The following is a 12,770-nucleotide window of genomic DNA, read 5'->3' on the forward strand; positions in this document are numbered from 1 at the left end:
CAGGTACTTGCCAATGCGGTGTTCTTGATGCTGAGCCCATCCACCAACCACTTATTTAGATACTGTAGATGTTCCTGTGGCAGATGTGAAAGTAGTGCGACGGCTTATTTTGCCGTCCGGCGTTTCCGTGCGGAGGCAGCCAGCTGGGCCAGGACAGACACGGAGACGTCCCAGTCCATGCAGGCATCGGTGACGCTCTGGCCGTAGACCAGCGCGTCCCGCCCTGCGCGGTGTTCGGCAACGTCCAGGTTCTGCGCGCCGCCCACCAGGAAGCTTTCGAGCATCACGCCGGCAATCGCCTGTGCCGACGGGCCGCCGTCCTCGAGCTGGGCGCCGATTTCCAGGGCCACCTCTGCCTGGCGGTGGTGGCTCTTGCCGCTGTTGGCGTGGCTTGCGTCCACGATCAGGCGCGGGTTCAGGCCCTTGCCTGCCAGCTTGCCGGAGGCGGCCTGGACGTCCACGGCGGAGTAGTTGGGGCCCTTCCGGCCGCCGCGGAGGATGACATGGGTGTCGGGGTTTCCGGCGGTGGACACCAGCGCGGCCCGGCCGTCGCCGTCGATCCCCAGGAAGGCCTGGGCAGCCCCGGCGGCACCGCAGGCGTCGATGGCCACCTGGAGGTCGCCGTCGGTCCCGTTTTTGAACCCGATGGGCATGGACAGCCCCGAAGCGAGCTGCCGGTGGATCTGGCTTTCGGTGGTCCGCGCCCCGATGGCGCCCCAGGCGATGAGGTCCGCCATGTACTGCGGGCTGATGGGTTCAAGGAATTCGGTGGCCGTGGGCAGGCCCAGCGCGGTGACCTGCTGGAGGAAGTGCCGGGCGGTGCGCAGGCCGGTGACCATGTCGTGGCTGCCGTCCAGCCGCGGGTCGTTGATCAGGCCCTTCCAGCCCACTGTGGTGCGGGGCTTTTCGAAGTAGGTCCGCATGACGATCAACAGGTCGGCTTTGTGCTTCTCCGCCTGGCTGACCAGCCGGCGGGCGTATTCCAGCCCGGCTTTGGGATCGTGAATGGAGCAGGGGCCAACAATGACCAGCAGGCGGTCATCCAGTCCGTCCATGATGGCGCGGACCTCGTCGCGGCCGCGTTCCACCACGGTGGCTTCCCGGGTGTCCAGCGGCAGCTCGGCGATGAGCTCCTGGGGCGTGGGGAGGGCCGTGAATTCGCTGACGCGCAGGTTGGACGTGGATTTTGCTGCGGGTGCGGCGGCTGATGCGGTGCTCATGATGGGTCCTGTTCCGGGAGAGGAAGCGGGCCCAGAATCAGAACCCGCCGGGAAATGGCGAAGGGCAGAGAATGGTCTCTGCCCTGTTGGCTCTGAAGGAAAGTTGGATGCGTGTCAGTTAGACGCGGGCCCCTCCAGAGCCAACGAAAAATACGCATACCAACGGTTAGTCATGGCAAGACCCTAACCGGGCGGCGCGGGCAGCGCAAAATTCCGGCGTCACACTCCGTCCCAGGCTTGTCCGCGGGACCGGCCCTTGAAGGACCTGCTGCGCGGACAAGCCAAGGAATCGTCCGACGGCGGCCGGCACCTGGCCGGCGACGGTCACCTAACCAACCACAGTGACCGTCCTGGCCGGGGTGAACGCCGGCAGGTAGGTGCTGGAGCCGAGGTATTTCGCTTGCAGGACGTGCTTGCCGTAGCGCAGCGAGGTGTGGGTGTAGCCGGCCTTGCCGTTGACCAGTTTCACCGGCGCGCCCACCTTGGTGTTCCAGTCATAGAACTGCACCCACCCCGTGGGCGTTGCGCCGCCGCCAACAGCCGGCATGATGACGGCCTGGACGGTGACAGCAGTCCCCGGCCGGATGTCGCCGTGGTGCGAGCTGTGGAACTCACCCTTCACCGCGGCAAGGGCAGGCGTCACGGTGTGGGTCACCGGCCCGGAGGTTGAGCCGAAGTAGTCGCCCTCCGCGTGCCTGAATTCTGCGGTGAACACGTGCTGGCCCGCGGGCAGGTTGTTGATGGTGAAGACCGACTGCCAGCCCGGTCCGGGGGCCTGGGCCTGGACCTCGACGCCGTCGACAATCAGCACCAGGCTTCCCAGCGGCGTTCCGGTCAGTGGCCCTGATGGGAGCGCCGTGGCCCGCGCCGTGACGGTAACGGGTGCACCGAATACCGATGTGCCAGCCGGCGTAACGGTGATGGCTGTCCTGGTCCCCGGCCCGCTGATGGCAGTAATCGAGAACCTGATGGTTTTGGGGGCGAAGGTGCTGTCCCCCGAGTATCTGGCCTTGAAGAAGGTCGTTCCCAGGGCGAGGACCGGCGAGTCCATCAGCGCCAGCCCAAGGAACGGTTCTTCGGTGTCGACGTCCCCCACGCCAAGCACCGTGCCATCGGCGTCGGACAACAGGCTGACGGTTCCCGACGGGACACCTGTACCTGGCGCGGCCGGAACGACGCCTGCCGCCACCAGGACCGGGGCGTCCGCGAAGGGAAGCCCGAACGCATTGGCGCTCAGCGTGACCTCCGCCCTGCCTGTTCCGTAGGAGCTGGTTCCGGCAGCCTGCGCGGGCCCGGCCAGGCCTGCAAACGCGATGGTGATTGCCGCAAGGACCGGCAGGATGATGCCAACCCGCCGGAACCGGCTGGGTGCCGCTGTTGGAGGTGCGGCGTTGGATGCTGTGTCCATGTGGTTTCACTTTCCCGATGACTAAATGTCACGGAAAGCCCCAGCACCTCCGCAGGCCTGGTGTGGCCAACAGGCACAGGATAGTCCCGTCCCCCACCGCGCGGTAGCGACAGGAAGGGCTAAGCCAGCATCTTGCGGAGAAATTGCAGCTGCTTAATCCAGTGGTGCTCCTGGCCGCCCTCGTGGTTGTTGAACCTGTACACCTCGATGTCCTTGGCCACGCCGGCCGCGGGTGCGCCCGGCTCCCCCGTGCCGTAGGCGTTGAAGCTGGCAAACACGGTGGATGGCGGGCAGATGTCATCCATCTGGGCCGCCGAATAAAAGGCCGGCGCGGTGGCGAGGCGGGCCAGGTTGACGCCGTCGAAGTAGCGCAGCACGTCCAGGATGGAATCGTAGCTGTCCCGGTGCCGGGCCAGGAACGCGGCGATCTCCGGGTACGGCCCGCGCGGAGTGATGTCGATGGCGCGGGGGAAGTCCTGCAGGAACGGGACATCCGGCAAGGCGGCGATGACCCCGTCCAGGCGGCCGGCCGCAAGCCCGGCAGCGGCCACCACAATGCCGCCGCCCTGGCTGACGCCGGCCAGCACCACTTTGGCAGGGTCGACGGCGGGGTGGGCCTGGGCAGCCTCCACGGCACGGAAGGCGTCCATGTAGACACGCCGGTAGTAGTAGTCCTCGCGGTTCCCGATGCCGCGGGTCATCAGGCCTGCGTGGGCCACTCCGCCTGCGGAGGGGTGCGGGTCCGGTGTCTCCCCCAGGGTCCCGCCGTAGCCCTGGCCCCGGGTGTCCATGATGAAGTGGGCGTACCCGGCCTGCGCCCAGCGGGTGTCCTGGTTGACCAGTCCGCGGCCTCCCGAGTAGCCCACGTAGTGCACCACCACGGGCAGCCGGGTTCCGGCGTCGCGGTGCGCCGGCAGGTGCAGCCAGCCCTTGATGGGCGCGCCGCCGAAGCCTGCGAACGTGACGTCGAAGGTGTCGATGACCGTGAGGTGGTTCTCCACGGGTTCAAACGTTGGCGCCAGCGGGAAAGCCCTGGTTTCCTCGACGGTGGCGTCCCAGAACGCCGCAAAGTCATCCGGTGCTGTGACGTGGCTGCTGTAGCTGCGCAGCTGGGCGAGGGGCAGGTCAAAGAGTGGCATGCGGTGGTCCGGTCCTGTTGCTGGTGGAAGTGGTTTTCTGCTGATCCTAGGTCGTTTGGGGCGCAGCGTCATGCCGTGATGACGCCGTGTTCAGTACCAGCCCGCCGCCGGCTCCGACGGTGATGGCGGCCGGCTCTCCGGGCAGCAGCCGGAGGGCCAGGATTTTGTCCCCGGACCGGAGCTGGACGGTGGCTTCGCGCTGGGCGGCAAGGGTGGCCCCGGCCAGCCGGCCGTCCCGCCACTCGAGGTCCACTTCCACCCCGGGGCGGGCGCGGAGCCGGTTGGCTTTGCCGGCGGGAAGCTCGGCCGGCAGGGCTGGAAGCAGCTCGATTTCCTGCACCCCGGCGGCGGTCCGGTGGCTCTGGACCAGGCACTCAGCCACGCCGGCCACAAAGCCGAAGTTGCCGTCGATCTGGAACGGCGGGTGGGCCCCGAAGAGGTTCGGGTACAGCCCGCCGCTGTGACCCGACCGTTCGGCGGCCATGTCCCGGAAGTACAACCTGAACAGGTCGCTGACCTTCTCCGGCTGCCGGAGCCGGGCCCGCAGGAGGATTTTCCAGGCCAGGGACCAGCCGGTGGATTCGTCGCCGCGGCCGTCGAGGCTGGCTTTGACGGCCGCCTCGAGCTCCGGCGGCAGCGGTGTATCGCCGGGGTAGGCGAGGTAGAGGTGGCTGACGTGGCGGTGGTCCTGCTCCCACTCTTCCGGGTCGGCCAGCCATTCGCGCAGGCGGCCGTTGCGCCCGGGCGCGGGTTCCGGCAGCCGGGGCAGGGCACGCCGGGCGGCGGCAGCAACGGCGTCGTCCGGCTGGCCCAGCCCGGCCGCCAGGGCGTCCACCATCAGGAAGGTGTCCCGGATCAGCGTCAGGTCCAGGGTGGAGGACTCCGCGACGGCAGCCCGGCCACCGCCGCCGGGGAGGGTGAAGCTGTTTTCCGGCGAGGTGGACGGGCTGGTGCCCAGCGTCCCGTCCGGGTTCTCCAGCAGCAGGTCCAGTGCGAAGGCTGCTGCGCCACGGACGGCGGGCCAGGCGGCGTCCCGGGCGAAGCCGGGCCCGGCGGCCCCGAACTGCAGGTGCTCCCACAGGTGGCGGACCAGCCACAGCCCGGCCATGGGCCAGTAGGACCATTCCGGGGAATGCCTGCCGTGCCCCACCGGTTTGCTGTACCCCCAGATATCCGAGTTGTGGTGCACCGCCCAGCCGTCGGCGCCGTAGTACTCCCTGGCCGTGCGGGCCCCGGTCACCTGAAGGGCTTCAATGAGGGCGAACAGGGGCTCCGCGCAGGCAGCCAGGCCCGTGGGTTCCGCGGCCCAGTAGTTCATCTGCAGGTTGATGTTGGTGGTGAAGTTGGAGCTCCACGGCGCGGTCAGCTCGGCGTTCCAGATGCCCTGCAGGTTGGCGGGGGTGCCCTGCCAGGCGGTTCCCGGCCGCGAGCCCGGGTGGCCCGCCCGGGAACTGCAGATCAGCAGGTACCGGCCGTAGTTGAACAGCAGCGCGGCCAGGCCGGGATCTGCCGCCAGCGGCCCGGCCGGATTCCGGTTGGCGGCCAGCAGCCGCTCGGCCGTGTTGGTGCCTTGCCACGGGGGCACGTCAAGGGTGAGGCTGCAGCTGTCGTACAGGGCTGCGTGGCTTGCTTCGTGCCGTTCCAGTAATCCTGCCGGACCGGTTGCCGCTGCGCTGGCGAGCAGTGCCCGGGCGGCGTCGGCAGCGCCGGCCGCCGTGCCCTGCGGTTGCCGGCCGAGGCCGTGGAACGTGGTTTCGGTGGTGATGAACACCGTGGCGCGGTGGACGCCGGTGGCGGCCAGGCCGCCGTCGTCCGCCGCCGCGTCGGTGCCGTCGTGTTCCCAGGACATCACGGCGGCGCCCTGGAGGCTGAGCGAATCATCATCGGAGTAGTCCACGGCGCCGCCGTCGTGGGAAGGCGCGACGCCGGACGGCAGCTTCAGTTCCATGGCCGCGGTTCCTGCCGCCGCGGTCCGCCGGAGGATGCGCAGCGGGGAATCGAGCCGGAGTGCCAGGTCCAGGCCCTGCGGCGCACCGGACTCCACCGTCACCACGAGGACTGAGGGGTGGTGGGCCGCAAATGCCTCGATGCGGATGTTGTGGCCCGCCTGCTGGTATCGGGTGCTGTTGACGGCACGGGCCAGGTCCAGGCTGCGGCCGTAGCCGGCGGGGGCCCCGGAATCGCCGGCAACTGCGACCGCCAGGAAAAAGTCGGCGAACGGAAGGTAGGCCTGCGAGTTGCGGTGCTGCAGCTGCTTCATCGTTTCGTGGGCCGCCCCGAAATCACCGGCGCTGATCTGCCCCCGCGCCGCGGCCAGGATGGCGTCCGCTGATTCCCGGCTGAATGCAGGGCCGAGGTCCTGGCTGTGCGGGGAGCCGGACCAGGCCGATCCGTCATTGAGCTGGAACCGGTGCTCCAGTCCGGGCTGCCCGGGGACCGGCGCCCCGCCGAAAACCATGGCTCCCAGGCGTCCGTTGCCCAGCGGCAGCGCTGCCAGCCAGTCGGCTGCGGGCGAGTCATAAGTCAGGGAATGTTCAGTGCGCACGGAATCCAACCCTAGACAATTACATCGATGGAGAGAAGGGGTCCGGCAGGAAATCCCACCCTGCGGCAGGGCCCGGAGTTCCGGACCCCGCCGCACGGGCGTTATCGCCTGGCAAGCTCCGGGGTGAACTCCAGCAGTGCGTGCGAACCCACCACGAGGGACCGCAGGTCCGCCAGTCCGCCGGACACCTGGCCGGCAGCCCTGGCCTGGACCAGGACGTTACCCAGGGCCGTGGCCTCGACCGGGCCGGCCACCACGCGCTTGCCGGTGGCATCCGCCGTCAACTGGCAGAGCAAGGCGTTCTGGGATCCGCCGCCCACCACGTGCACCACGTCCACGGTGCGGCCCGCGAGCCGTTCCGCGTCGCGGATGGTGCGGGCGTACCCCGCAGCCAGGCTGTCCATGATGCACCGGGTGACCGCCGCCGGATCCGCCGGCAGGATATCCCCGGTGACCTTAACTGCCGAGCTGATCCGGGCAGGCATGTTGTCCGGCGCGATGAAGTAGGGATCGTCCGGGTTGACCTGTGGGCCGCCGGACGGCAGCGCCGCAGCGGCTGCGAGCAGCGCCGGCAGGTCCTGCGTGAACCCTTCAGCAGCCCAGGACCGCTGGCATTCACTGAGCAGCCACAGCCCGCCCATGTTCCGCAGGTAACGGATGGTGCCGTCCACGCCGCGTTCGTTGGTGAAGTTTGCCTCGCGGCTGGCCTCGGTCAGCACCGGCGAGTCCAGCTCCAGCCCCACCAGGGACCATGTCCCGGAGGAAATGTAGGCGAAGTCCTTCGCTTGGGCCGGGACCGCGGCGACGGCGGAAGCGGTGTCGTGCGAGCCCACAGCCACCACGGTGGTGGTGGCCGGCAGGCCAACGTTGGCCGCGACGTCCGGCAGCAGCGTCCCCACGGTTTCACCTGGCTGGACTAGGGGCGGGAACAGCTTTTTGGGCAGGCCCAGCTCGGCCAGGAACCCGGTGGCCCACTCCCCCGCCACGGCGTCGAACAGGCCGGTGGTGGAGGCGTTGGTGGCTTCGGTCCGCCGCTGCCCGGTCAGGAGGAAGGCGATCAGGTCCGGGATAAGCAGGGCCTGCAGCCCGGTCAGGTCCGGTTCCGTGGCCAGCTGGTACAGCGTGTTGAACTGCAGGAACTGCAGCCCGGTTGTGGCGTACAGGCGGGCCGGATCCAGTTTTGCGTGCACGGGCGCGACGGCGGCGCGGCTGCGGTCATCCCGGTAGCTGAACGGCTGGGCCGTCAGCTGGCCGGCGGCGTTGACCAGGCCGTAGTCCACGGCCCAGGTGTCGATGCCGATGCTGGTGATCGTTTCGTCCTGGCTCGCAGCCACGGTGGCCGCGGCAGCGAGCCCCGCGAGGACCTCCGCGAACAGGGCGTCGAAATCCCAGCGGAGGCCGCCGTCGAGCTCCACCACGCCGTTGGGGAACCGGTGGACCACTTCAAGGTCCACGGTCCCGCCGGTGGTCCGGCCCAGGATGACCCGGCCGGAGGAAGCGCCGATGTCGACGGCGGCGAACACGCCGCCGCCGGCACCGGTTTCAGGCCTGGTGCTCATCGCAGGAAGGCTGCTGCCACACCGGCATCCACGGGGATGTGCAGGCCGGTGGTGTGGGACAGTTCGCTGCTGGTGAGGACGGCGGCGGCGTTGGCCACGTGCTCAGGCAGGACTTCGCGCTTGAGCAGGGTGCGCTGGGCGTAGTACTCGCCCAGTTTTTCCTCGTCCACGCCGTACACGGCGGCGCGCTTGGCGCCCCAGCCGCCGGCGAAGATCCCGGAGCCGCGGACCACACCGTCGGGGTTGATGCCGTTGACGCGGATGCCGTGCTCGCCCAGTTCAGCTGCGAGCAGCCGGACCTGGTGCGCCTGGTCCGCCTTGGTGGCGGAGTAGGCGATGTTGTTCGGGCCCGCGAAGACGGAGTTCTTCGAGGAGATGTAGATGATGTCCCCGCCCAGGCCCTGGGCAATCATGACCTTCGCGGCGGCCTTGGCCACCAGGAAGGAGCCCTTGGCCATCACGTTGTGCTGGAGGTCCCAGTCCTTTTCGGTGGTTTCGAGCAGCGGCTTGGAGATGGACAGGCCGGCGTTGTTCACCACCAGGTCCACGCCGCCGAACGCCAGGACCGCGGCGTCGATTGCCGCCGCCACCTGGGCTTCGTTGGTGACGTCCGCCTGGACGCCGATGGCAACGTCCGGGCCGCCCAGTTCCTCAGCCACCTTTTCGGCGTTCTCCAGGTTCAGGTCGGCAATGACCACGCAGGCGCCTTCCGCGGCGAGGCGGGTGGCGATGGCCTTGCCGATGCCCGACGCCGCTCCGGTCACCAGGGCGATGCGGGTGGCGTGCGACTTCGGCTTGGGCAGGCGGGCCAGCTTGGCTTCCTCCAGCGCCCAGTATTCGATCCGGAACTTCTCGGATTCCTCGATCGGGGCGTAGGTGGAGATCGACTCGGCACCGCGCATCACGTTGATGGCGTTGATGTAGAACTCCCCGGCCACGCGGGCGGTCTGCTTGTTCGCGCCGAAGCTGAACATGCCCACCCCGGGGACCAGCACAATGGCCGGGTCCGCACCGCGCAAGGCCGGGCTGTTTTCGTCGGCGTGCCGGTCGTAGTAGGCCTGGTAGTCCTCGCGGTAGTCCGCGTGCAGTTCGTGCAGGCGGGCGATCGAGTCCTCGATGGACGCGTCGGCCGGCAGGTCCAGGACCAGCGGCTTAACCTTGGTGCGCAGGAAGTGGTCCGGGCAGGACGTGCCCAGGGCGCCCAGGCGCGGGTGTTCGGCTGCGGCGAGGAAGTCAAGGACGACGGCGTCATCGCTGAAGTGCCCCAGCTGCGGTTTGTCGGTGGAGGCCAGGCCGCGGATCACGGGTGCCAGGGCGGCGGCTTTGGCCTTCCGCTCTGCTTCCGGCAGGGCTGCGTAGCCGGGCAGCGCCGCACCGAAGGGTTCGGCTGTGCCGTTGTCCTTGATGTAGGCCTCGGCCTGCTCGATGATCCACAGCGAGTTGGCTTCGGCTTCCTCGCTGGTTTCGCCCCACGCGGTGATGCCGTGGCCGCCCAGGATGGTGCCGATGGCCTGCGGGTTGGCCTCCTTGATGGCGGCGATGTCCAGGCCCAGCTGGAAGCCGGGGCGGCGCCAGGGCACCCACACCACCTTGGTGCCGAAGATCTTGGTGGTCAGCGCCTCACCGTCCGCAGCGGTGGCAATGGCAATGCCGGAGTCCGGGTGCAGGTGGTCAACGTGTGCGGCATCCACCAGTCCGTGCATGGCAGTGTCGATGGAGGGCGCGGCGCCGCCCTTGCCGTGCAGGCAGTAATCGAAGGCGGCCACCATTTCGTCTTCACGTTCGACGCCGGGGTAGACGTTCTTGAGGGCGTTCAGCCGGTCAAGGCGCAGCACGGCAAGGTTCCCGGCCTTCAGGGTGCCCAGGTCTCCCCCGGAGCCCTTGACCCAGAGCAGCTGGACGTCCTCGCCGGTGACGGGATCCTTCTCGGTGCCTTTGGCGGAGGTGTTGCCGCCGGCAAAGTTGGTGTTCCGCTTATCGGCGCCGAGGCGGTTGGAACGGGAAATCAGGTCTTCGACAGTCTTGTTACTCATGGCTGTTTATGCGCCCCATCCGGATTGCTGGCCGCCCACGCGGTCCTCGTTGATCTTTTTCTGGTATCCGCTGGCCTTGAAGGCGGCCATCGGGTCCGCGGGCAGGCCGCGGGATTCACGCCATTCGGCCAGGATTGGCCGGACGTCGGTGTAGAAGGCGTCGTTGAACACGCCGTTGGCGGCCAGGACGTCGCCGGCGCGCTGGGCTTCGGTCAGCGCCGCGGTGTCGATCAGCAGGGCGCGGGCCGTCATTTCCTGGACGTTGAGCACCGAGCGGATCTGGCCCGGAATCTTCTCTTCCAGGTTGTGGCACTGGTCCAGCATGAGGGCCACGCCGGAATCCTTGCCGAAGCCGCCGCCCCGGATGACCTCGTGCATGATGCGGAAGAGCTGGAACGGATCCGCTGCTCCCACAATCAGGTCATCGTCCGCGTAGAAGCGCGAGTTGAAGTCGAAGGAACCGAGCTTGCCCAGGCGCAGGAGCTGCATCACGATGAATTCGATGTTGGTGCCGGGGGCGTGGTGGCCGGTGTCCAGGCAGACAAACGCCTTCTCGCCCAGGGCCAGGGTCTGCGCGTAGGAGGTTCCCCAGTCGGGCACGTCGGTGTGGTAGGTGGCAGGTTCGAAGAATTTGTACTCGAGCACCAGGCGGTGGTCCTCGCCCAGGGCTGCGTAGATTTCCTGCAGGGACTCGGCCAGCCGGTCCTGGCGGCCGCGCATGTCGTCCTGGCCCGGATAATTGGTGCCGTCAGCCAGCCAGACCTTCAGGTCCTTGGACCCGGTGGCGTGCATGACGTCGATGCAGTCCAGGTGGTGGTCCACGGCGCGGCGTCGCACGGCCTCGTTGGAGGAGGTCAGCGAGCCGAACTTGTATTCGTCGTCCTGGAACGTGTTGGAGTTGATGGTGCCTAGGCCAACACCGAGGCCCGCGGCGTATTCCTTGAGGGCCTCGTAGTCGTCCACCTTGTCCCAGGGGATGTGCAGGGCCACGGTGGGCGCAAGGCCCGTCAGTTCGTGGACCTTGGCGGCGTCCGCGAGCTTCTCGTGCACGGTCCGCGGCGTGCCGGGGGTGCCGAACACCTTGAACCGGGTGCCTGAATTTCCATAGGCCCACGACGGGACCTCGATGGCAAGCTCCTCGAGCCTGCCCAGCGCCATTGCTACGTCATTCATGATGGATCTTTCCGGTGTCTGGTGTTGCGTGTGGTTTTGGTGACGGCCCGCTGCCGGCGCCGATTGGTGCGGCGCGGGCGGGCTGGTTGTGGTGGGCGGCCGCCGGGTGGGGCTGCCGGCCCGGTTGGGGCGGATCAGCCCGGGGCAGTGCCCGCCGCTGCGAGCTGGCCGTCAAGGTTGAAGACTTCCTCCAGTACCTGGAAGCCTTCATCGGGCGCCTGGCCGGAGTCCTCAAACAGGGTGGCCATTTCCGCCTGCCAGCGGGCATTGACCTCCGTCAGGCCCATCCGGGCCCGGACGGCATCGAAGTCGTCGCACTCGACGTAGCCCACAAGGAGCCCGTCCCCGCCAAGGAACAGCGAGTAGTTGTGCCAGCCGGAATCCTTGAGGGCCTGCAGCATCTCCGGCCACACGGCGGCGTGGCGGCGACGGTACTCGTCGATCAGCGCCGGCTGGACGGAGGAGCGGAAGCACACCCTCATCTGGAACCCTCCTGAATTTCGCAAACTTTGAATCGTTTCATTGTTACGATTCAAAGTACTCTTGAACCTGAGTGGGTGTCAAGCATTCCGTCCGGTTGTCCAAGCAGCGGTTCGGAACACCCGGCACCTTCGCCTACCAGCACGGAGAATCATGAACCGCACCGCCAGTATCAAGGACGTCGCCAACCAGGCCAGCGTGGCGGTCGGTACCGTCTCCAACGTGCTCAATTACCCGGACCGGGTGTCCCAACGGACCAAGGACCGCGTCCTGCGGGCCATCGACGAGCTGGGGTTTGTCCGCAATGACGCGGCCCGCCAGCTGCGTGCCGGACACAGCAGGACCATCGGGCTGATTGTCCTCGACGTGGGGAACCCGTTCTTCACGTCCGTGGTGCGCGCGGCAGAGGACGCCGCCGCGCTGCAGGGCAGCGCCGTACTGCTTGGCGACAGCGGCCACGACGCCGGCCGGGAGGCGAACTACATCGACCTGTTCCAGGAACAGCGTGTCCAGGGCCTGCTGATTTCGCCAGTGGGGGACGTGAGCGAGCGCCTGGACCTGCTCCGCGAGCGCGGTGTACCCACGGTCCTGGTGGACCGGCAGGCGGACGAGTCCAAGTTCAGTTCCGTCGCCGTGGATGACGACGCCGGCGGGTACCTTGCTGCGCGGCACCTGCTGGACACGGGCCGCCGTCGGCTGGCCTTTGTGGGCGGACCCACCAGCATCCGGCAGGTGGCGGACCGGCTCCAGGGTGCCCGGCGGGCGGTGGACGAGGAGTCCGGTGCCACGCTGGAGGTGCTGGGTTCCGAGGGCCAGACAGTGCTGGCCGGGCGGAGCGTGGGCAACATGCTGGTGGAGCGCGGCCTGGACGGGTTGCCGGAGGGAATCTTCTGCGCGAACGATCTCCTGGCCCTGGGCGTGATGCAGTCCCTCACCATGACCCATACCGTCAGGATCCCCGAAGACGTGGCCCTGATCGGCTATGACGACATCGATTTTGCCGTCTCCGCCGTGGTGCCCTTGTCCTCCGTCCGGCAGCCCACCGAAGCGTTGGGGCGCACCGCCATTGAACTCCTTGTCGAGGAGGTCGACTCGCAGAACGCCACCCACCGCGCTGTGGTGTTCACCCCGGAACTGGTGGTCCGCCAAAGCACTGCCGGTCCTGCCTGAGGCACCGCTGGCCCGGCGGACGCCCCGGCGGACGCCACGATGC

The 12,770-nt window shown here is 68.3% G+C and carries 9 protein-coding genes; 1 reads left to right on the forward strand and 8 read right to left on the reverse strand.

From position 1 onward, the window contains the following. Positions 1 to 104 precede the first annotated feature (104 nt). The 8 genes from ACRB8A_RS15475 to ACRB8A_RS15510 all read right to left on the reverse strand — a co-directional run bounded on the left by ACRB8A_RS15475 (position 105) and on the right by ACRB8A_RS15510 (position 11,559). Positions 105 to 1,220, reverse strand: a complete 1,116-nt coding sequence (locus tag ACRB8A_RS15475; RefSeq protein WP_432245055.1) for a 3-deoxy-7-phosphoheptulonate synthase — start codon at positions 1,218 to 1,220, stop codon at positions 105 to 107. A 328-nt stretch (positions 1,221 to 1,548) separates the two neighbouring features. After that, complete coding sequence (locus tag ACRB8A_RS15480) at positions 1,549 to 2,628, reverse strand: Ig-like domain-containing protein (RefSeq protein WP_432245056.1); 1,080 nt, start codon at positions 2,626 to 2,628, stop codon at positions 1,549 to 1,551. Between the two features lie 119 nt (positions 2,629 to 2,747). Next, on the reverse strand, positions 2,748 to 3,767 hold the full coding sequence (locus ACRB8A_RS15485) for an acetylxylan esterase (RefSeq protein WP_050686737.1): 1,020 nt from the start codon (positions 3,765 to 3,767) through the stop codon (positions 2,748 to 2,750). A 46-nt stretch (positions 3,768 to 3,813) separates the two neighbouring features. Next, positions 3,814 to 6,312, reverse strand: coding sequence for a glycosyl hydrolase family 95 catalytic domain-containing protein (locus ACRB8A_RS15490; RefSeq protein ID WP_432245057.1), 2,499 nt, complete (start codon positions 6,310 to 6,312; stop codon positions 3,814 to 3,816). Between the two features lie 101 nt (positions 6,313 to 6,413). Continuing rightward, the gene (locus ACRB8A_RS15495) at positions 6,414 to 7,871 is read right to left on the reverse strand and encodes a rhamnulokinase (RefSeq protein WP_432245058.1); all 1,458 of its coding nucleotides are present in this window, start codon (positions 7,869 to 7,871) and stop codon (positions 6,414 to 6,416) included. Then, positions 7,868 to 9,904: a bifunctional rhamnulose-1-phosphate aldolase/short-chain dehydrogenase gene (locus tag ACRB8A_RS15500; RefSeq protein WP_056596505.1), complete on the reverse strand. Its 2,037-nt coding sequence runs from the start codon at positions 9,902 to 9,904 to the stop codon at positions 7,868 to 7,870. The genes ACRB8A_RS15495 and ACRB8A_RS15500 overlap by 4 nt, the downstream gene beginning before the upstream one ends. Positions 9,905 to 9,910: 6 nt before the next feature. Beyond that, positions 9,911 to 11,077: an L-rhamnose isomerase gene (gene rhaI / locus ACRB8A_RS15505; protein ID WP_050686745.1), complete on the reverse strand. Its 1,167-nt coding sequence runs from the start codon at positions 11,075 to 11,077 to the stop codon at positions 9,911 to 9,913. Positions 11,078 to 11,211: 134 nt separating this feature from the next. Further along, a complete protein-coding gene (locus tag ACRB8A_RS15510; protein ID WP_050686747.1) occupies positions 11,212 to 11,559 on the reverse strand; it encodes an L-rhamnose mutarotase in 348 nt (115 codons plus the stop codon). Positions 11,560 to 11,710: 151 nt separating this feature from the next. Here ACRB8A_RS15510 and ACRB8A_RS15515 point away from each other — a divergent pair, with 151 nt between their 5' ends. Further along, positions 11,711 to 12,727 (forward strand): LacI family DNA-binding transcriptional regulator, encoded by a 1,017-nt coding sequence (locus ACRB8A_RS15515; protein ID WP_050686748.1) that lies wholly within the window; start codon positions 11,711 to 11,713, stop codon positions 12,725 to 12,727. The last annotated feature ends 43 nt before the right edge of the window (positions 12,728 to 12,770 follow it).

It is taken from the genome of Arthrobacter sp. G.S.26 (assembly GCF_050847375.1).
Classification (GTDB): Bacteria; Actinomycetota; Actinomycetes; order Actinomycetales; family Micrococcaceae; genus Arthrobacter.